The sequence below is a fragment of the Sporacetigenium mesophilum DSM 16796 genome (assembly GCF_059569055.1).
Genome location: NZ_JCANUR010000008.1, coordinates 75,557 through 96,975, shown reverse-complemented (window position 1 = coordinate 96,975; position 21,419 = coordinate 75,557). Strand labels below are relative to the sequence as shown.

The following is a 21,419-nucleotide window of genomic DNA, read 5'->3' as shown; positions in this document are numbered from 1 at the left end:
TCATGTCGCCAACGACCTTGAAAATATGGGACCTTGCTCAAAAAAGGTGTAGACTAGTCTACACCTTGTTTATTAGTAATTATCTAATTCTCTCATACAAGCTACAGTTATTTCATCTTCTGGATTTAATTCGTAGGCTTTTTCTATGTAATCTCTAGCAATATCAACATCACCATTATTTAAATATGCCATTCCTAAATTACATAGTATTTCAGGATCTTCCTTTATGTCTAATGCTTTATGGAAATATTCTATAGTTTTTTCCATATCAATCATAGAATAACATAATCCAAGTTCCATTAATGTATCTACTTGTTGTGGTTTTAATATAAGTATCTTTTCAAAATAATTTATAGCTTCTCCTAAATCTTGCATATCTTTATAAGCAAGTCCTATTATAAATAATAAGTTCCACCATTCAGGATATTCTTCAACTAATGGGATAAGTTTTTCAAGCCCTTCTTCACTTTTTCCTTGGAATACTAAGTTATAACCTTCTTCATATTGAACTTTATTTTGTATTTTTCCAAGTTGTTCTTGTATTTCCATAGTGCTTTCTTCGTCTAAGTTCAATTCTAACCCTTGTTCCCAAGTTAATTTTGCCTTAATATATTGACCTTGGTTATAGTAATGATATCCTAATTGATAGAAGGCAGGACCAAAACTAGGGTCTATTTCTAATATTATTTCTAATTTATCTAATGCTTCTAATAAAAAGTCATTCATTTCTTTTTCTTGACTATTTTTTTGATGAATCTTAGCTATCTCCTGACAAACTAGTGCATAATGATACAATCCATTTATATTATTATTGTCCATAGTTATAAGAGATTTGAAATAAGCAAGTGAATCGCTCATTTCGCCTTCTTCAAACTTTTTTCTTCCCATATATCCAATATATGATTCTATATCTACGTTAATTTTATCGTCTAATGCTTTTAAAAATTTCTTATATTCTTCATTATATTTAAATTTGTGATCTATTCCTATTATATATATCATTGCATCTGCTAGAGACATTAAATTAAGGTTGTTTTGAGCTGTACCTTCTTTTATACCTTTTACTAAAACTTCATTTTTTATAGGTACATCTAATCCATCACTTGGTATATTATATCCTTCTAAGTTTAATTCTGTATCTTCTTTAATTCTAATAAATGCTAGCTCTTCTGTTTTTTTAAATATATGTTTTTCTATTTTAAATTTCATATTTCTCCCCTCCTACATTTGTACTAAGTATGACTTTGATTTTTCAAATACCTTTTTATCATTATCATAAACAAATAATACAGTAGTTGTATATTCTTTTAAGTCTTCATTTATATTTTCTTTTAGCTTTATTACGTTATACTTAAACACTTCAAAGTGAACGTGTTTTATTATATTTTTAGCCGGAGAATTTCTGAATTTAGGTATGTACATTTCTACGTTATCTTCATTTTGTAAGAATAAGTGACATCTATTTTTAAAATCTTCCAATTCATATTTATCCATGAATTTAGGTACGTTCGGAGATTTTCCCAATGATACATAGTCGTATTTTAATATTTCTTTAAATAAATCAATTTTTTTATTTATTTTATATTCATAGAAATCTAATAGAATATTATATAATTGGTTTTTTCCTTGTGAAAGTTTAAAATATTCATTTGAATCGTAATAACTAGAAAACTCTTCAAAAAATCTAAAAGGATTTTCTCTATAGTAGTTTGATATTAAGTACTTTATAGATAAACTAAAATTCTTAGAATTATAATATAACTCTAAGATTTCTTCTACATCCTTTAGCTTTAGAATTTCATTATAATTCATATACTTATTATATAAAATTTCGTAAGGTGGGTAATCCTTATACTTATATCCATGTACATCGGCATTAGCCCTTACTCCAGTTCCTTTTATCATTTTTAAAAAGCCTAGTTGCACTTGCTCTATCCCTAAATTGAATACATCATTAAAGGATTTACCAAAACTTTCATAATCTTCATATGGAAGTCCAGCTATTAAATCTAAATGTTGATGTATATTCCTAAAAGAAGATACCTTTTTAACTGCATAAGATAATTTTTCAAAATCATCCTTGCGTCCTACAGCTTCTAGGGAATCTTTGTTAGTAGACTGTACTCCTATTTCAAATTGAAATAACCCTTCTTTACAATCTTTTAAAAACTCTAACATTTCTTCATCTATTAAATGTGCAGTAACTTCAAAGTGGAAGGTAGTATGATCATTATCATTTTCCATTAAGAAGCTCATTACATCCATGGCAAATTTACTATTAGCATTAAACGTCCTATCTATAAACTTAACTTGGGATACTCTTGCATCCATAAGGTTTTTTAAGTCTTTCTTTACTCTATCTATGCTAAAATACCTAAGGCCATTAATTGTAGATGATAGGCAATACTGACAGTTAAATGGACACCCTCTAGATGTTTCATAATAAACTATTTTATTTTCATATTCACTTTTGTCCATATTATCGTAAGGACTTGGTATTAAATCTAAATCTTCAAGTAGATTTCTAGGTTTGTTTTGTATTATCTCATTTTCATTTCTATATAAAATGCCATTTATATTTTTTATATCTCTTTTTTCAAGTAAGTATTCTACAAATTCTCTAAATACGACTTCTCCTTCTTCACATATTATATAGTCAATAAAATCGTACTTTTTCATTGTATTCATACTATCATAAGAAACTTCAGGTCCACCTAAAAGTATTTTTATTTTAGGATTAATTTTTTTTATGCTCTCGCAAAGCTTTAATGTGTCATCAACATTCCATATATATGTAGAAAAAGCTATTAAATCATATTCCTTCTTGTGTATTTCTTTTAATATATAATCTAAATTATTATTTATTGTATATTCTTCCATACTACAATTTATTAAATCCCTTGTGAACTCTTTTAAATACCTTATAGCCAAGTTAGTATGTATGTATTTAGAATTTAAAGTTGTTAATAGTATATTCAAAATATTTCACCTCTCTCAAAATCTATCATTATATATTACCACAATACTATGAATTTATCCATTTTTTTGGTTATAATACCATTAGGTATTACATTATATATATAAATTTCATTAAAATTTTTACAAATTTTTTTATTTTTTAAAAGGTTTTTTTGTAGTTTTATAGAACTATTTGTATTACGTATAATTATAATTACATTAGAAAGGAGTCAGTCATGGAGAAATTTGACAAAGTATCTATAGATGAATTATCAAAGAGAGATTTATTGCTTATAATAAAGTCTTTAGAATATACTTATGAAAATACTAATTTAAAAGAATTTATTAATTTAAAAAATAATATACTAAAGGAACTATGTTTCTTAACAAATACTAACGAAGAATCATTTCTTGAGTATTTAGAATCTGATAATTAAGATTTCTTAAATTTAAATATATAGTTACCACTTTTAGATTCTAATTTTATAGACAATATATTATTATCGAATTTTTTATCTAATACTTTTATGTTATTTAATATAGGGTCATATTTTGTATCTCCTATATTTAGACTTATTATTGTTCTTGGATCTACATTTTCATCAAAAGTTTTCTTGTTTACTTTATAGTTTCTTAATTTTAATATGTAATTAGCCATTAAATCTATAAATTCTATATTGTTTATATTACTTTGATTTATATCGAAATTTAATATAGATAATATAGAATTTTTTATGCTCTTAAATCCTTCTATAGTTTCATTTTCATCTTCAATGAATATTTGATATAATAAATTTAAAAAATTGTTAATAATACTCTCTTCATTTTTACCAAAATCATTAGTGCTTAAGTATCTATCTATGGTCTGTATATATTTAATTCTATTTTTTTCAAATAATATAACTTCGCTTTTACCTATATCAATTTTCAAATCTATTATTCTTTGCTTTATTTGATGAAGTAAGTCATGATATTCTATTTGGGCATTACCTAATATCGTATGTATAGTATAGTTATAGACTACAGACGATAATATGTAGTCGTATAGATATTCATTTATTTTATTATATAAAACATAATATCTAATATTCTTTATAACTTCCCTTTCACTTTTGTCTAAATTTGTATTAGCTATAATTATGGGCAGCAAAATATTTAAATTAGATAGATAATTAATATTTTTAAAACCATAAAATTTATAATATGCAAGTTCACCTTTTAATCTATTGTAATCAACATAAACACATCTGTTTATCTTATCATCTATTAAACACTTTGTATTTATTAGAATCATATCCTTCAGATATTTATCTTCACATAAAAAAGCACTTATATACCCATTTTTCAACCTAATGTCTTTATCCATATAATCACTTCCTCATAAGTAATACAACAATTTATATTTTTGTCAATTTGTATATCAAATATGTAGTTGTCCGTAAAAAAAGTGACAGCTATGTAGCTGTCACAAGTGTAGGGGGGGTAGTAGCATATATAAATTTATTAATTCTCTAATATGCTACATCCATATATATTTTTCTATGTCCTAATTATACAATATGATATTTTTAGATGTAAAGTATTATTTTTCGACAAAACTTATTGTTTGTTTTTAAATCTACATTTTATGTGGAGCTTTCATCCCTAATAAAGCTAGTGCATTTTCTATTGTTTGTCTTGTAACTTCAACAAGTGCAAGTCTAGCATTTCTAACATTTATATCATCTATTAATATAGGATTATCATGATAAAACTTATTAAATGCTTGTGCTAAATCAAGTACAAATCTTGTTATTATATGAGGCTCATCTTTTCTCATTGCTAAAACTATATTTTTATTAAATGAAGCTATTAATTTTATAACTTCCGCACTATCTTCATCACTTAATAAGCTATAATCTATATCTGCTGTAATTTCTTGGTTTGCTTTTCTAAGTACTGAACATGATCTAGCATGGGTATATTGAACATATGGTCCTGTTTCACCCTCAAAGTTTAATGTTCTGTCCCAAGAGAATACATAATCTTTTATTCTGTTATTAGATAATTCTTGGAATATAACCGCTCCTACTCCAACTTGTTTTGCTATTTCATCTATATTGTCTATATTTGGATTTTTTTCAGTTATTATTTCTTTAGTTTTTTCTACAGCTTTAGTTAAAGCATCTTCTAAGAATACTACTCTACCTTTTCTTGTAGACATAGTTCCTTCTTCTAAACTAACCATACCAAATGCAACATGCATACAGTCCTTTGCCCATTCATATCCCATAAGTTCAATTATTTTAATCCATTGTTGGAAATGAAGGTTTTGTTGAGATCCTACTACATATATGCACTTATCAAAATCATATGTTTCTTTTCTATATATAGCTGCTGCTATATCTCTAGTTATGTATAAACTTGAACCATCACTTTTAGTTATAAGCGCTGGAGGCATGTTGTATTCTTCTAAATCTACTATTTGAGCACCCCTTGATTCTTGAAGCACACCTTTTTCATTCATAAGATCTATAACTCTTGGCATTTTATCTGAATAAAAACTTTCACCTGCATACGAATCAAATTCTATGTCTAACATATCATATACTCTACTAAATTCTTTTAAGCTTTCATCCCTAAACCATGTCCATAATCTAACGGCTTCTTCATCTTCATCTTCTAATTTTTTGAACCACGATCTTGCTTCATCATCTAATGCTGGATCTTTTTCTACTTCTTCATGGAATTGTACATATAATTTAAGTAAAGCAGATATAGGACTTTCTTTTACTTCATTTTCGTTACCCCATTTTTTAAATGCAACAATAAGTTTACCAAATTGAGTTCCATAATCCCCTAAGTGGTTTATTCTAATTGTATTATATCCTTGTGATTTATATATTTTATATAATGAATTTCCTATAACTGTTGTTCTAATATGTCCTATATGAAATGGTTTGGCTATATTAGGAGATGAGAATTCTACTATTGTAGTTTTTCCCTCACCTATATTACTATGTCCATACTTGTCCTTTTTCGATAATACATCATTTATAACATTTCTAGCTAATATTGTTTTATCAACAAAGAAATTAACATAGCCTCCAGCTACTTGTATATTAGATATGTATTCAGTCTTTTGTGTTTTATTACATATGTCTTGTGCTATCATAGGTGGTGCTTTTCTATATGTCTTTGCTAGCTTAAAACATGGGAACGCATAATCACCCATATCTTTATTCGGAGGTATTTCTATTGATTCTGTTATTTCTTCTAAAGTCATTTCACTAATTTGCTGAGACAAAATTTTGGCAACTTCTAATTTAAAATCCTGCATATTATTTCTCCTTCCTAAATTTTTACATATTTATTATTCCCAATTGGTAGTATTAACAAACAAAAACTCTCGCCTCTTAGAAATTTTAAGAGACGAGAGTTTGACCTCGTGTTACCACTCTTATTAGTATAAACTACACTTACTTTATGTCCGTAACATGAACTATAGTAATTTATTATTTTTTAAGTGTACTCCTAAAATATAATAAATTAAACTATGAACTTTTTCAAGTATTTACCTGTATTATTATACTTTATTTTATATTTCATTCTCATTTACTACTTTAATTCCTTCTTTAGTCAAAATAGCTGCCGTAACTCCCATACCATTCTTAATGTTTCCTTTAAAACTTCCATCATATATCTGTTTGTTTCCACAAGATGGACTATTTGATTTTAATATTGCTTCCTTACAATTATATAATTTTGCTATTTTAAAAGTTTCATAAGCCCCTTTTATAAAGTTTAAACTTACGTCTTTTCCTTCTTTGCTCATTACTATAGCTTTTTTATTTATTACATCCATACCTTCACCATTTACTATTTCTGATGGTATCCTCGGAGTGGAAAGTCCTCCTAGTTGTTCGGGACATACAATTATATAATTTTTATCATTTATATATTCTAAAACCTTATTGTTGTTATTATTTCCACCATTATATTTACAATCTACACCTACTAAACAAGCTGAAATTAATATCACTATTATCACCTACCTAAGTTCTACTATTGTAACTCCCGCTCCACCTTCTCCATAAGCACCTTCTCTAGAGGTTTTTACGTGTTTATGTTTTTTTAGAATTTCTTTTATACCTGATTTAAGTGCTCCTGTACCTACTCCATGTATAATAGTTACTCTCTCAAGGCCTGCAACATAGGCATCATCTAAATACTTATCAACTTCTTCCATAGCTTCTTCGAATCTCATTCCTCTTAAATCAACTTCTGATTTTGCACTGTTTGATTTAGACTTTATTATTTTTCTAGTACTTTGTGTAACAGTAGATTTAGGATCTTTTTTTGATTTTTCAAGAGATGCAAAAGGAAGGTTCATTTTCATTATACCTATTTGAACTAATGCTTCTTTTTTACTATTATCAACTGATATTACACTTCCTTGTTGATTTAAAGTTACAACTTTTACATCATCTCCAGGTTTTAAATCCTTTATTTCTTTTTTGGCTAACTTAGGAACTATCATACTTTGCACACTAGGTTGTAAGCCTTCCATGGACTTTGATATTTCTCTTCTTAGGTCTTCTATTTTTTTATTTTTTTCTCTAGAGGCCATTTCTTTTTCAAGCTCTCTTAGTTCTTTTACTATTTCATCACTTTTTTCTTTTGCTTCTTTAGTTACCTTATATGCATCTTTTTTAGCATTTTCTATTATTTTTTCTTTTTGTTGTTCTATCTTAAATATTTTCTCATCGTACTCTTCTTTTAATCTTTGTATTTCTTCTCTCAACCTCTGAGCTTCTTCTCTTTCTTCTATTGCTTTAAGCCTATTTTTTTCTATATTTTGCAGTAAATCTTCTAATTGTATATTCTCAGTATTTATAAATCCCTTAGCCCTTTGTATTACATATTCACTAAGGCCTAAACGACTTGATATTTCAAATGCATTTGATTTTCCTGGAACTCCTATTAAAAGTCTGTATGTTGGGCTTAATGTTTCAAGACTAAATTCAACAGCTGCATTTTCTACTCCCTCTTTAGTTAAAGCATAGCTTTTTATTTCACTATAGTGAGTAGTTGCTATACACCTAGCACCAGCCATTTGCACATCCTCTAGGATCGATATAGCAAGTGCAGCTCCTTCTATAGGATCCGTTCCTGCACCTAATTCATCAAATAATACTAATGAATTTTCTGTAATATCACTCAATATAGATACTATGTTCGTCATATGTGATGAAAATGTAGATAAGCTTTGTTCTATACTTTGCTCATCTCCTATGTCTGCAAAAACATTATCGAATACACACATACTAGTTCCATAATCAGCAGGTATATGAAGGCCACTTTGAGCCATAAGTGCAAATAAACCTACAGTTTTTAGGGTAACAGTTTTACCACCTGTATTAGGACCTGTTATAACTAATGTATGAAATTCTTTTCCAATCCATATAGTATTTGGAACTACCTCATTTATATTAAGTAGTGGATGTTTTCCATTTTTTATATTTAAATATTTATCTTCATTAAGTATAGGTTCTATAGCCTTCATCTTAATGGACAACTTTCCTTTTGAAAATACAAAGTCTAATTTTCCTAGTATTTCTTGATTTGATATTATTTCATTACTTACCTCTCCTATATATCCAGATAATTCCTTTAGTATTCTTTCTATTTCTTCGTTTTCTTTAAGTCTTAACTCTCTTAGTTCATTATTCATCTCAACTATAGAAATAGGCTCTATAAACAAGGTAGCTCCAGATGATGATTGATCGTGAACTATTCCTGGAACTTGACCTCTATATTCCAATTTAACCGGTACTACAAATCTATCTCCTCTAATTGATATTATTGCATCTTGTAAATATTTTTGATATGTGGTAGATGTTATTATGGAATTTAACTTAGAACGTATAGATTGATTTTTTTGAATTATTCTCCTTCTCAAATCTCTTAAGGTAGATGATGCATTGTCTGATACTTCTACTTCACTTACTATAGCATTATATATTTTTTCTTCTATATCTCTATAAGTATACAAAGAACTTGTCAACCCTTGTATTATAGGGTAATTAAAGTTTTCTTCATTCTCCCCTGAAAGTGCATTTTTTAACAATCTTGCAGCTCTTAAAGTATCTGCAACCATAAGTAATTGTCCTGGATCAAGTGATGAACCTATATTTGCTTTTTTTACTTGGAGCTCTATATCGTGGATTCCACCTAGACTTACCCCACCTCTTTTTATTAATATTGCTTGTGCTTCACTAGTTTCCTTAAGCATTTGTGCTACTTCATTATAATCCGAACTAGGTTGTAGTTTTTCTATATATTTTAAACCCAAAGAAGACGATGTTTTGTCTTTTAACATGTCTATAACTTTGTAGTATTCTAAAATTTTCAATGACTTTGTGTTCATGTTTCCTCCTTGATTTTTTTGTCATATTATGGATATAATATTAACATGTAAATATATATATATTTTGTCTATATTGGAGTTATACTATTTATATATTATACATAATATAGTTTATTTTGTACTAATTAAATTTAACTTACATAGAAAAGGAGAAATATTTTATGAGTAACGTAATTTGTAATTTAGAACCAAAGTTAGTTTTCAAGTATTTTGAAGAAATATCTCAAATACCTAGAGGGTCAAAAGATGAAAAAGCTATAAGTGATTACTTATATAACTTTGGAAAAAACTTAGGTCTTGAAACTATACAAGACGATGCTTTAAATATAATAATAAAAAAACCTGCAACTCCTGGTTATGAAAATGCCCCTGGTGTTATCTTACAAGGTCATATGGATATGGTTTGCGAAAAAAACAAAGGAACTGCACATGACTTTTCAAAAGACCCTATAGAATTAAAAATAGATAACGATATGATATATGCTAATAACACTACTTTAGGTGCAGATAATGGTATTGCAGTAGCAATGTCTATGGCTGTACTTGCATCTAATGATTTAGAACACCCTGCAATAGAAGTTTTAGTAACTACTGATGAAGAAACTGGAATGAGTGGTGCTATGGCAGTAGATGGTAGTATATTTAAAGGTAAATATCTTCTAAACTTAGATTCTGAAGAAGAAGGATATTTACTTGTAAGCTGTGCTGGAGGAGTTACTTCATTAGTTAACTTACCTATAACTCACAAAGATGTAGATAATTCTTTAAATGCCTATTCAATAGAGATAAATGGCCTTCAAGGTGGCCACTCTGGTATGGATATAATAAAACAAAAAGGGAACTCTAATAAATTAATAGGAAGAGCCTTAAATTTAATTCAGAAACTTCAAGGTTTAAATTTTGATTTAGTTGAAGTTCATGGCGGTTCTAAAAATAATGCTATACCTCGTGAATCTGAAGCTATAATATTAATAAGCAAAAATGATGAAGTTAAACTTAAAAATGCTATAGATGAAATTCAAGCTATGTATTCTAATGAATTTAAAACTTCTGATTCAGGTGTAAAATTAACATGTAAAGAAGTTGAAAATAGCTATACTAAAGCTTACTCTGATGACTCTAAGAAAAAAGTACTTCAAATGTTAAATGTAATTCCTAATGGAGTTCAAACTATGAGTATGGACATAAAGGATTTAGTAGAAAGTTCTACAAATCTAGGAGTTGTTAGAAACTTAGATAATCACGTTGAATTTGAAAGTGCTACAAGAAGTTCTGTTAAAACATTAAAAAATGAAATAACTAATACAATAGAACTATTAGCACAAACTTTAGGTGCAACTCAGAATTTAATAAGTGATTATCCAGCTTGGGAATACAACAAAAACTCTCAATTAAAACAAATATGTATAGATGTTTACAAAAACATGACTGGAAAAGAGCCTGTAGTAATGGCACTTCATGCAGGTCTTGAATGCGGATTATTACTTGAAAAAATGCCAAACGTTGATGCCATATCATTAGGTCCTGATATGTATGATGTTCATACTCCAAATGAACATTTAAGTATATCTTCAACTGAAAAAACTTGGAAGTATCTAGTACAAATACTTAAAAATATAAAATAAAAATTCGCTTTGCTCAAAAATTTATCAGTTAGATATAACAAGCAAAAGGAAGGTCATAATTTAATATGACCTTCCTTTTATTTAACCTATAATCCTAATTCATCACTTATATTTTGCATAGCTTCAAGGGATAGTTTTGCAAATTCATCAAAGGATATACCTACTTCTTCTATGCTTTTCATAGCATGTCTATTAGCTCCTGCTGCAAATCTTAATTCTTTCATTCTCTTTGTTATAGACTTTACCTTAACACTAGATAATTTTTTATCTGGATAAACTAAAGTTATAGCATTTATAAATCCAGTTATAGGGTCTGCTGCGTATATCGCCTTGTCTATAATATTATCTCTACTTACCCCAGTAGATTCATTATGTGCACTTATTGCATGGTACATAAATTCATTTCCAAATCCCTCTTGCTTTAATATTTCTATAGCTTTTACTCCATGTATTTTTGCACCTTCTTCAGACATATAATCCATTAAGTCTGAGTCTAAATCATGTAATAATCCAGCTATAGCCCATTCTTCTTCTCTTTGTGGTTCTAATCTCTTACCTAACTCTCTCATAACAGCTTCAACAGCGAATGAATGTTTCACTAAGTGTTCTGTCTTAAGATTTTTATGTAGTATTTCTAAAGCTCTTTCTCTCATTGTTACCCCTCCTGTTTTTTACTCTACGCCTCTATAGTAGTGTCCTGTATTTTCACCATTTTTATTTAGATTATCGTAAACATCTTTATGTTCCATACATATTTTAAAATTATTATCTATAGTTAATGTAAATGCATTTAATATATTGTCAACTTCATCACTTTTTTCAGAGGTAAAATCTAATCTAAATACATCTATTCCTATATCATGTAATGTTATTAAATCATCTAACATACATAATGGTGTTGAATTGTATATGGTTGTCCTGCAAAACATATCTTGAGATAACTTATACTCTTCCCCTTTTATATCTCTAAGTGAATATATACTTTTGTTACATGTCTCGCATCTTTTATCCTTATTGCAATCTCTTGTTAAAACACCCATTGGACAGTACTCAGTTACCATAAGTGGAACATACCCATATACTAAACTTTCTATTTCTGCATTTGTATATAATAAGGTTTCTTCTATTTCACTTGTATTTAACTCAGCAGATATACATACAGTACTAGCATTATAAGATGCAAAGTGATTTATTGATTCACTATTAAATGGATTTAAATAGTAATCAATATATAAGTTTTTATTTTTTAGGTAATTTATACTACCTAGATTTCCTACTTGTATATTTTCTATATTATTTAATTTATTTAATAAGTTATAATCACTATTTCTAAGTATTCTAGGCGCACTATATATTATTTTTATATTGTGTTTTTTGCCTAGGTTTATTGCGGTATCTAAAGTTTTTATATCTTCGTAGTATATAGCATCTACAGAATATTTTAGTGATGCCTTTAATTGTTCTATATTTTTCACTTTTACTCTAATTTTATTTTTTATATCTTTGTTTATTTTATTAGGTTTGTATTCTACACTAGTTTCTTTGTACTTTCTTACATTTAAAATAGCCCTTTTATTATTTAGTTCTTCTATTCCATTTCTTCTTAGTTGATTTAATACACTTATAGGAATACTTATATTCTCATCCATGTTTATATTAATATGTATTAATTCATATGGTGTGTTTCCTAACTTAGATAATTGAGATATTACTTTATCTTCACTTAAAGATACTTTCATAGCTTGTTCTATTAGTTTATCTCCGCTAACATCTACTACATTGCCTTTTTCATCTTTTAGTATAAGTTTTGGATAATCATTTAACTTCAATATAACATCTGCTTTTATATTTATTTTTTTATGTTCTACTTCATTTTCATAACTTTTTTGAGCTTTAGCCATAAGTTCACTATCAGATGTTTTATATACTTGTTGATTTAGTTTTGCGTCTCCTACAAAATCTATTTCTATAATATCGCCTTTATTTCCTCTTTCTAATATTTCATTATTTTTTAATATTCTACCTATAGTTCCTCCACCTAAGTTTATTCCATCGCCTTTTTTAAGAGAGTTTTCTAATTTTATTTTTAATTTATTGGTTTTTCTACTGTAATCTATAACTTGTCCTACATATAGACCTACATTATTAGGTTTATAAGGGTTCATTATATCTGAACCAACTTGGTTTAACACATATCCCTTTGTAAAATTTCTATTAAATATAGTATATAAATCATTAATAGTTTCACCTGATATGTTTATTTGATTATCTTTATTATATTGTTCTATTGCTTGTCTATAGCTTCTTATAACAGTTGCAACGTATTCTGGTCTTTTCATTCTTCCTTCTATTTTTAGAGAATGAACGCCACATTCTATTATTTTATCTATATCTTCTATAGTATTTAAATCCCTTGGACTTAATAAATATTCCCCATCTGTACTTAAAACTTCACCGTTATATAAGTCTATTAGTTCGTATTTTTGTCTACAAGGCTGAGCACACCTTCCTCTATTTCCAGATCTACTTCCTATCATACTGCTCATAAGACATTGTCCTGAATAACATACACAAAGTGCCCCATGTACAAATACTTCTATATCTACATTTGTGTTGTCACATATATACTTTATTTCATCTACGTTTAACTCTCTGGCCAATACAACTCTATTAAATCCTATATTTTCAAGATATTTAACATCCTCTATAGAGTGAGCTACCATTTGCGTACTAGCATGGAGTTCGAAATCAGGAAGTAATTTTTTTATTAACCTTGCCATTCCTATATCCTGAAGTATTATTGCATCTACATCTATATCATATAGATATTTTATATATTTAATAAAATCTTCTATTTCATTTTGTTTTATTAATGTATTTACTGTTACAAATACATCGACATCTCTTATATGAGCATACTCTACAGCTTCTTTAAGTTCATCTCTGTCGAAATTATTTGCCGATGCCCTAGCGCTAAATTCCATACCTCCTAGATACACAGCATTTGCTCCGTTTTGTACTGCTGCTCTTAGTGATTCAAAACTGCCAACTGGAGCTAATAACTCTAATTTATTCATTTTATACCTCCTTTAATAAACACAATTTAAACTTGCAATCCTCAAAAAATTAACCTTCAGGTTATTTTACCCTGAAGGTTAACTATGTTATTCTGCATTCTTTGCCTTATATGACTTTAATTCTTGCTCTAGCTCAATAACTTTTAATTGAAGATCATATAACTTATTTTGAAAACTAGAAGCTAAGTCTTCTGCTACTTTTATTCTGTTTTCTGACTCTTCATATTCATTTTTATGTTTATTGCACTCTTCAGTTGCTTTTATAGCTATTTCTTTTTGACTTTCTATTTCTTTTTTTAATGAGTCTACTTCATTTTCTTTTTTGATTATATCTATTTTCGATTGTTCCAACTCGATTTTTATTTTTTCTAATTCGACTTGAATTTCTTGATTTGGCTTACTATTTTCTTCCATAACCTTTGCATATTTTTTACTAAGCTCTTCATTTTCAGAAGAACATTCAAATAATATGTCTGTTATATTTAAAGCTGTCAATATAGCTGCCATACTAGTGCTTAATCTAGGATTAGCCTTAGTTATCTTTTCCATTTCTTCATCCACATAATGAGCAACAGCTCTCATATGTTCCTTAGTTTTTTCTCCAACCATAGGATATTCAATGCCATTTATTTTGACAATAACTTTATTCATTCTAACACCCCCATGCTAGCGTGTATTAATTTGATCTTAAGTTAGCATTTAATTTCTCACTTAGCTCACTTACTATCTTATCATGTACCTTAGAAACATCTTCATCAGTTAACGTTCTATCTTGACTTCTATATACTATAGAATAAGCAACAGACTTATATCCTTCTTGTATTTGAGCACCTTTGTATACATCAAATAACTCATAACTTTCTAATAATCCTTGAGAGTTTTCCTTTATTATATCTTCTATTTGCTTAACAAATACCTCATCTTTAACTAATAATGCAATATCTCTAGTTATAGCTGGATATTTTGGCAATGCTTTATAACGTTTTTCGCAGTTAGAGTTTGCAAACACTAAGTCTAAATCTATTTCAGCCATGTAAACTCTATTGCTTAAGTTATAATTATCCAACACGTCAGGATGAAGTTCGCCAAAGGTTCCTATACATATATTATTATACACTATATTAGCACATCTTCCAGGGTGGAATGTTAAATTTTCTTTTTCTGGGATTATTTCATAATCTGAAAATCCTGTATTATATAATGTTTCTTCTAAAGCCCCTTTTAAATAGAAGAAATCTATATTGTTTCCATAAATACCTATGCATAACTTTTTAGTTTGATTTGGAAAATCTGAGCTTAGTTCAAATGTATTTCCAATTTCAAATCCAGCAAATGAATTTACTTTACGAGAATAATTAGTATACATAACATCTAACATATTAGATATTAAAGTAGTTCTCATTACAGATGTTTCTTCACCAAGAGGATTTATTATTTTAACAAAATCTCTTTTCTTATCATTTTGAGATAAATTTATTTTGTCTACTCCTCTTGGGCTTACAAATGAATAAGTTAATATTTCATTTATTCCCATAGATACTAAACTATTTTTTATTTTGTCTTCAAATTTTTGATTGTCAGTTTTTATGCCAACAGTAGTATTTCCATATAAAGAAGCTGATGGTATATTTTCATATCCGTATATTCTAGCTATTTCTTCTAATATATCAGCCTCTTGCTCTATATCTAATCTAAAACTTGGAACTTCTATTTCTAATTTATTATCTTCTATTAAATTACATTTAAATTCTAATCTTTCTAATATTCCTATAAAATCATTTAAAGGAACATTAACTCCTAATAAAGAATTTATTTTTTGAGGTCTTACAACCATTTTTTGCTTTTCTACTTTATTTTCATAGTTATCTACTATACCTTTTAGTACTCTTCCAGCCCCTAATTCCTCTATTAATTGAGCTGCTCTATTTATTGCAGTCTCTACTACGTTTACATCAATACCTTTTTCATATCTTGCAGATGCTTCTGTTCTAAGCCCTAACTTTTTAGATGTGGCTCTTATACTTTCTGATTTAAAGTTAGCACTTTCTATTAATATTTCTGTAGTGTCATCTTTTATTTCAGAATTAGCTCCACCCATTACACCTGCTATACCTAATGTTTTTTCCCCATTAGTTATAACTATCGTATTACAGTCAAGAATTCTTTCTTGTTCATCTAAAGTTATAAACTTTTCTCCATCTCGAGCAGTTTTAACTACTATTTCATTCGTACCTATTTCTCTTAAATCAAATGCATGAAGAGGCTGGCCTAACTCTAACATAACGTAATTTGTTATATCAACTATATTGTTTATAGGTCTTACACCTGCTTCTATAAGCCTTCTTTGCATCCAATATGGAGATGGCCCTATCTTTATATCCTTAACTATTCTAGCACTATATCTTGGACATAAATCATTATTTTCTATTTTAATATTAAAGCTTATGCTTTCATCACTTTCTTTAACATTTATACTTGGATACTTCATTTCTTTTTCTAAAGTAACTGCTGCTTCTCTAGCTATACCTATTATAGATCTGCAATCAGGTCTATTTGAAGTTATCTCAAATTCTATTAATGTATCATTTATACCTAATATATCTTTTATATCTTTTCCTAATTCATAATTTTCTTCATGATCTAATATGTATATTCCATCTCTTTTGTATTCTGCTACATATTGCGATGGGATTCCTAGCTCATCACCAGAACACATCATACCTTCAGATGTTTCTCCTCTTAATTTTCCCTTTTTTATCTTTATACCGCCAGGAAGCTTAGCTCCTACTAATGCAACAGGGATATAATCATTTTTAGATATGTTTTTAGCTCCAGTCACTACTTGAATAATTTCATTTCCAATATCAATTTTAGTAACTACTAACTTATCTGCATTTGGGTGTTGTTCTATTTCTAGTATTTTACCAACTACTACTTTTTCTATTTCTTCTCCAAATGATTCAACTCTTTCTACTTTAGATCCTGTCATTGTCATTTTGTCAGCAAAATCTTTACTATCTATATTTATATCTACATAATCTCTTAGCCATTTCAAAGGAACTAACATATTTATCCCTCCTATTAAAATTGATTTAAAAATCTCATATCATTTTCGAATAATAATCTAATATCATCTATTTCATATTTAAGCATTGTAATTCTATCTGCTCCCATACCAAATGCAAATCCACTGTACTCTTCTGGGTCTATCCCACAGTTTCTTAGAACATTTGGATGAACCATACCTGCGCCTAATATTTCTATCCAACCTTCGCCCTTACACATAGGACATCCATCTCCACCACATTTAAAACAAGTAACATCTACTTCTGCACTTGGCTCTGTAAATGGGAAGTTATGCGGTCTGAACTTAGTCTTTGTCTTTTCACCAAATAACTTTTTAACAAATGTATCTAGTGTGCCCTTAAGTTCTGCCATAGTTACATTTTTATCTACAACTAATCCTTCTATTTGATGAAACATTGGAGAATGTGTAGCATCTGGGGAGTCTGATCTAAAACATCTTCCTGGAGATATTACTCTTATAGGTAAGTCCATACTTTTCATTGTTCTTACTTGAACTGGAGATGTTTGAGTTCTAAGTAGCAATTCATCATTTATATAGAATGTATCTGACATGTCTCTAGATGGATGATCTTTAGGTGCATTTAATGCATCAAAGTTATTAAATACAGTTTCTATTTCTGGACCTTGCGCTATGCCAAATCCCATTCCCATAAATATTTCACTTACTTCATCTATTACTTGAGATATAGGATGTTTTTTTCCTACAATAAATTTATTTCCTGGCATAGTTACATCAAGTACTTCAGTTTGTAATTTTTGATTCTTTTCTATAGATTTTAATTCTTCTTTTCTTGAAGCTATAGAATTTTCTATTGCTTCTCTAACTTCATTTGCAACTTTTCCTATAATAGGTCTTTCATCAGCTGATAATTTACCCATTTCTTTTAGTATAGCTGTTATTTCTCCCTTTTTTCCTAGGTACTTTACCCTTAGAGTTTCTACTTCCTCTATACTTTGTGTAGTTTTAACTTCAGCTAAGGCACTTTGTTGTAAAGTCTGTAGTTTTTCCTTCACATTATTCACCCTTTCTATATAATAAATGGATATTAATTATTTAATACAACAAAAAAAGCCCCTTATCCCTAAGTAGGGACGAAAGGCTATATTTTCCGCGGTACCACCCTAATAGTCTAATAAATTAGACCACTCATAAGAACTTAACGCGTTCATACGTCAAAGTCTACTTAAATTTCAACCTTGAAACTCCAGAGCGAACTTCCATTGATTTCTTATAAAGTGCTTCCAGCCTAGTCACTTTTCTCTGTACTAAGTTTAATCAAAGTACTTTTCTCTTTCATTGTTTTTATAATATTAGAGTTTATGTTATAAAATTATATCATAGTAAATTATTACTTACAATGTATTATACTAAATATTTTTTAATTTCATACATTAATATTCCTGCACTTATAGCAGCATTTAAGGATTCTGCACTTCCATATATAGGTATCTTAACTAATATATCAGATTTTTTTATTATATTATCATTTATTCCATTAGCTTCATTTCCTATAACTAAAGCAACTTTACTTCCATATTTTACATTACTATAATAATTGTCAGTATCTAAATAACTTGATACTATGTTGAATTCATTATCTTTTAAGGTTTTTATGGCATCTTCTTCATTTAAACTAATGGTTTTCATATTAAATATAGATCCCATTGTAGATCTTATAACTTTAGGGTTGTATATGTCTACACTTCCTTTTAAAGTTATTATTAAATCAACCCCAGATGCATCTGCAGTTCTTATTATAGTTCCCATATTACCTGGGTCTTGTATTCTATCTAATACAACTACAAATTTTGTTTCATCTTTTATTAAATCATCTAAATTATTTTCTTTTATATTTATAACAGCCAAAATACCTTGTGTATTTTCTGTATCTACTAAATCTTTAAATAACTTATTAGTAGTTTTATAGATAGGTATATTTCTAGACTTTAATGTATCTACTATCATAAATTCTTTTTTATTTGAAAAATCATCATTAAATATAATATAGTCAATACTAGCGTTACTCTCTAGGGCTTGGGTAATTATTCTATAGCCTTCTATTATATATTTGTTTTCTTCTTGTCTAGTTTTTGATTTTAGTAATGACTTAGTATATTTTATCTTTTCATTTTCTTTACTACTTATCTCTATTATCATTTAATTATCTCCTAAAAATATTATCATCTGGTGTTATATGACTTATCTTATTATTACTTCCTATAACTACTAGTATGTCGCCGAGTCTTAGACGTTCGTCAGGAGATGGTGTCACATTTATATCTCTTCCATGTTTGATGGCTAATACTGTAACCTCATATTTGGCTCTTAAATCTAATTCCTTTATAGTGCTACCTACCCAGGCACTTGGAGTTACTATTTCAACTATAGAATACTCTGGGTCTAATTCGATATGGTCTAGTATGTTATTAGACACTAAGTTATGGGCAACTCTAACTCCCATATCTCTTTCTGGAAATATAACTCTATCTGCCCCTATTTTGTATAATACCTTAGCTTGTAATTCATCCATAGCTTTACATACTACTTGTGGTACTCCCATTTCTTTAGCTATTAACGTAGCCATTATTGATGCCCTTATATCCGATCCTATTGCTACTATAACTACATCAAAATTTCCAAGACCAATAGATCTTAAAGCATTTTCATCTGTAACATCTACTATTGCAGCATGAGTAACTTTGTCAGCTATATTTTGTATTGTATCCTCATTTTTGTCTATAGCCATAACTTGATGTCCAAGTAAATTCATAGTAGTAGCTACAGATGAACCGAACCTTCCACAGCCTATAACAACATATTGTCTCATAATATATCTCCCTTCATTATCCAACTATTATTTTTCCCTCAGGATATCTTATAATTTGTTTATTTCCTCTAGCTGCTATAGCTATGAGTATTGTAAGGGATCCAACCCTTCCAGCAAACATACAAAGCATTATGACTATTTGTCCAACAGGAGTTAAATTAAAGCTACCTCCAATACTAAGTCCTACTGTAGCAAAAGCTGATACTACTTCATATAAGGATTCTACTACATCAAATTTCGGCTCAAATATAGTCAGTATTAACGTAGCTGTAACTACTATTGTAATAGCTATGAAAAATATTCCTATAGCCTTATTTACTATTGCATAAGAAACTCTTCTATTATACACCTCTACATCTTCTTTACCTACTATGAAAGTCTTAACTGTTAATATTAAAGTAGCTAATGTAGTTGTCTTTATACCTCCACCAGTTGATGCTGGAGATGCACCTATAAACATAAGTATTATCATTATAAATGTCGATGCTTGGTTCATCTTGGTTAAATCTAAAGTATTAAATCCTGCAGTTCTAGTAGTTATAGATTGAAATAAAGAACCAAGTAACTTACCTTTTATGGATAAGTTTCCTATAGTGTCTGGATTATTATATTCTATAACAAATATTAATATAGTCCCTATTATTATTAATATAGCTGTTGTAGTTAATACTATCTTAGAATGTATTGAAAGTTTAGAAAATCTTCTTGCCTTCAATATATCTAATATAACAGGAAATCCCAATCCACCTAAAATTATAAGTCCGCATATAGTTAAATTTATAGTTGAATTATTTACATAAGAAATTAAAGAACTATACTTGCCACTTATTCCTCCCATTAAATCAAACCCCGCATTACAAAATCCAGATATGGCATGGAATATACTGTACCATATACCCTTTGTTATCCCAAATTGAGGAATGAATACAGTCGATAAAAGCAAGGCTCCAAAACCTTCTATTATAAAGGTTATAAGAAATACATATCTACTTAATTTTACTAGACCTGATAAATCAAAATGATTTAGTGATTCTTGTATTAAAAGCCTTTCTTTCAAATGTATTCTTTTTTTAATTATAAGTGCAAGCATAGTTGCTACAGTCATAAATCCCAATCCACCAACTTGAATTAAGGATATTATTACTATTTGTCCAAATAAAGTCCAATGAGTTGCAGTGTCTGCAACGATTAGACCTGTAACACAAACAGCAGATGTAGATGTAAATAGGGCATTTAAAAAACCAATACTTTTCCCATCTTGAGATGCTATAGGCAATGTTAAAAGTATTGCACCTAAAAAAATCACACCTGCAAAGCCTAAAACCATGACCTGAGCTGGAGATAGACAATTAAATATTTTACCACATCTCCCTATGGTATTTTCTATAGGGTTTTTCATATGCTATTTTCACTCCTTATATTTATGCATTATATA

At 28.5% G+C, this 21,419-nt stretch carries 16 protein-coding genes and 1 other annotated feature; of the genes, 2 read left to right on the top strand and 14 right to left on the bottom strand.

The genetic code is table 11. The features are described from left to right. Nucleotides 1-72: 72 nt before the first annotated feature. Nucleotides 73-1,209, bottom strand: coding sequence for a tetratricopeptide repeat protein (locus tag BS62_RS08445; RefSeq protein ID WP_496490825.1), 1,137 nt, complete (start codon nucleotides 1,207-1,209; stop codon nucleotides 73-75). A 12-nt stretch (nucleotides 1,210-1,221) separates the two neighbouring features. Continuing rightward, nucleotides 1,222-2,979, bottom strand: coding sequence for a B12-binding domain-containing radical SAM protein (locus tag BS62_RS08440; RefSeq protein WP_496490824.1), 1,758 nt, complete (start codon nucleotides 2,977-2,979; stop codon nucleotides 1,222-1,224). Nucleotides 2,980-3,194: 215 nt separating this feature from the next. Here BS62_RS08440 and BS62_RS08435 point away from each other — a divergent pair, with 215 nt between their 5' ends. Then, complete coding sequence (locus tag BS62_RS08435) at nucleotides 3,195-3,395, top strand: hypothetical protein (RefSeq protein WP_496490823.1); 201 nt, start codon at nucleotides 3,195-3,197, stop codon at nucleotides 3,393-3,395. Here the strand turns inward: BS62_RS08435 and BS62_RS08430 are convergent. From BS62_RS08430 to BS62_RS08415, 4 genes are all read right to left on the bottom strand, one after another. Beyond that, on the bottom strand, nucleotides 3,392-4,324 hold the full coding sequence (locus tag BS62_RS08430; RefSeq protein ID WP_496490822.1) for a hypothetical protein: 933 nt from the start codon (nucleotides 4,322-4,324) through the stop codon (nucleotides 3,392-3,394). The genes BS62_RS08435 and BS62_RS08430 overlap by 4 nt on opposite strands. Nucleotides 4,325-4,576: 252 nt before the next feature. Continuing rightward, complete coding sequence (gene argS / locus BS62_RS08425; protein WP_496490821.1) at nucleotides 4,577-6,277, bottom strand: arginine--tRNA ligase; 1,701 nt, start codon at nucleotides 6,275-6,277, stop codon at nucleotides 4,577-4,579. Between the two features lie 258 nt (nucleotides 6,278-6,535). Beyond that, nucleotides 6,536-6,979 (bottom strand): 2-thiouracil desulfurase family protein, encoded by a 444-nt coding sequence (locus tag BS62_RS08420; protein WP_496490820.1) that lies wholly within the window; start codon nucleotides 6,977-6,979, stop codon nucleotides 6,536-6,538. Between the two features lie 9 nt (nucleotides 6,980-6,988). Then, the gene (locus BS62_RS08415) at nucleotides 6,989-9,367 is read right to left on the bottom strand and encodes an endonuclease MutS2 (protein ID WP_496490819.1); all 2,379 of its coding nucleotides are present in this window, start codon (nucleotides 9,365-9,367) and stop codon (nucleotides 6,989-6,991) included. Between the two features lie 161 nt (nucleotides 9,368-9,528). Between BS62_RS08415 and BS62_RS08410 the strand changes: the two genes are divergently transcribed. Further along, a complete protein-coding gene (locus BS62_RS08410; RefSeq protein ID WP_496490818.1) occupies nucleotides 9,529-10,992 on the top strand; it encodes an aminoacyl-histidine dipeptidase in 1,464 nt (487 codons plus the stop codon). An 86-nt stretch (nucleotides 10,993-11,078) separates the two neighbouring features. Here BS62_RS08410 and BS62_RS08405 read toward each other — a convergent pair whose 3' ends face one another. The 8 genes from BS62_RS08405 to BS62_RS08370 form a co-directional block, all read right to left on the bottom strand. Continuing rightward, nucleotides 11,079-11,645, bottom strand: a complete 567-nt coding sequence (locus BS62_RS08405; RefSeq protein ID WP_496490817.1) for an HD domain-containing protein — start codon at nucleotides 11,643-11,645, stop codon at nucleotides 11,079-11,081. Between the two features lie 18 nt (nucleotides 11,646-11,663). Beyond that, nucleotides 11,664-14,069: a U32 family peptidase gene (locus BS62_RS08400; RefSeq protein ID WP_496490816.1), complete on the bottom strand. Its 2,406-nt coding sequence runs from the start codon at nucleotides 14,067-14,069 to the stop codon at nucleotides 11,664-11,666. An 87-nt stretch (nucleotides 14,070-14,156) separates the two neighbouring features. Then, nucleotides 14,157-14,720, bottom strand: a complete 564-nt coding sequence (locus tag BS62_RS08395) for a cell division protein ZapA (protein WP_496490815.1) — start codon at nucleotides 14,718-14,720, stop codon at nucleotides 14,157-14,159. A gap of 25 nt (nucleotides 14,721-14,745) precedes the next feature. Next, on the bottom strand, nucleotides 14,746-17,136 hold the full coding sequence (gene pheT / locus BS62_RS08390) for a phenylalanine--tRNA ligase subunit beta (protein ID WP_496490814.1): 2,391 nt from the start codon (nucleotides 17,134-17,136) through the stop codon (nucleotides 14,746-14,748). A 14-nt stretch (nucleotides 17,137-17,150) separates the two neighbouring features. Next, the gene (gene pheS, locus BS62_RS08385) at nucleotides 17,151-18,170 is read right to left on the bottom strand and encodes a phenylalanine--tRNA ligase subunit alpha (protein ID WP_496490813.1); all 1,020 of its coding nucleotides are present in this window, start codon (nucleotides 18,168-18,170) and stop codon (nucleotides 17,151-17,153) included. A 71-nt stretch (nucleotides 18,171-18,241) separates the two neighbouring features. Further along, nucleotides 18,242-18,463, bottom strand: a binding site (T-box leader). Nucleotides 18,464-18,519: 56 nt separating this feature from the next. Beyond that, on the bottom strand, nucleotides 18,520-19,314 hold the full coding sequence (locus BS62_RS08380; RefSeq protein ID WP_496490812.1) for a TrmH family RNA methyltransferase: 795 nt from the start codon (nucleotides 19,312-19,314) through the stop codon (nucleotides 18,520-18,522). Between the two features lie 4 nt (nucleotides 19,315-19,318). Beyond that, nucleotides 19,319-19,984 carry a potassium channel family protein gene (locus tag BS62_RS08375; protein ID WP_496490811.1) on the bottom strand — a complete coding sequence of 222 codons (666 nt, stop codon included), beginning with the start codon at nucleotides 19,982-19,984 and terminating at the stop codon, nucleotides 19,319-19,321. 16 nt (nucleotides 19,985-20,000) lie between these two features. Continuing rightward, nucleotides 20,001-21,383, bottom strand: a complete 1,383-nt coding sequence (locus tag BS62_RS08370) for a TrkH family potassium uptake protein (protein ID WP_496490810.1) — start codon at nucleotides 21,381-21,383, stop codon at nucleotides 20,001-20,003. Nucleotides 21,384-21,419: the final 36 nt, after the last annotated feature.

Excerpts from the sequence above, each read along its gene's own strand:
- BS62_RS08410 (WP_496490818.1), top strand. The coding sequence starts at position 9,529 with ATGAGTAACGTAATTTGTAATTTAGAACCAAAGTTAGTTTTCAAGTAT.
- BS62_RS08445 (WP_496490825.1), bottom strand. The coding sequence starts at position 1,209 with ATGAAATTTAAAATAGAAAAACATATATTTAAAAAAACAGAAGAGCTA.
- pheT (WP_496490814.1), bottom strand. The coding sequence starts at position 17,136 with ATGTTAGTTCCTTTGAAATGGCTAAGAGATTATGTAGATATAAATATA.
- BS62_RS08430 (WP_496490822.1), bottom strand. The coding sequence starts at position 4,324 with ATGGATAAAGACATTAGGTTGAAAAATGGGTATATAAGTGCTTTTTTA.
- BS62_RS08400 (WP_496490816.1), bottom strand. The coding sequence starts at position 14,069 with ATGAATAAATTAGAGTTATTAGCTCCAGTTGGCAGTTTTGAATCACTA.
- BS62_RS08415 (WP_496490819.1), bottom strand. The coding sequence starts at position 9,367 with ATGAACACAAAGTCATTGAAAATTTTAGAATACTACAAAGTTATAGAC.
- BS62_RS08380 (WP_496490812.1), bottom strand. The coding sequence starts at position 19,314 with ATGATAATAGAGATAAGTAGTAAAGAAAATGAAAAGATAAAATATACT.
- BS62_RS08395 (WP_496490815.1), bottom strand. The coding sequence starts at position 14,720 with ATGAATAAAGTTATTGTCAAAATAAATGGCATTGAATATCCTATGGTT.
- argS (WP_496490821.1), bottom strand. The coding sequence starts at position 6,277 with ATGCAGGATTTTAAATTAGAAGTTGCCAAAATTTTGTCTCAGCAAATT.
- BS62_RS08375 (WP_496490811.1), bottom strand. The coding sequence starts at position 19,984 with ATGAGACAATATGTTGTTATAGGCTGTGGAAGGTTCGGTTCATCTGTA.
- BS62_RS08405 (WP_496490817.1), bottom strand. The coding sequence starts at position 11,645 with ATGAGAGAAAGAGCTTTAGAAATACTACATAAAAATCTTAAGACAGAA.
- BS62_RS08435 (WP_496490823.1), top strand. The coding sequence starts at position 3,195 with ATGGAGAAATTTGACAAAGTATCTATAGATGAATTATCAAAGAGAGAT.
- BS62_RS08370 (WP_496490810.1), bottom strand. The coding sequence starts at position 21,383 with ATGAAAAACCCTATAGAAAATACCATAGGGAGATGTGGTAAAATATTT.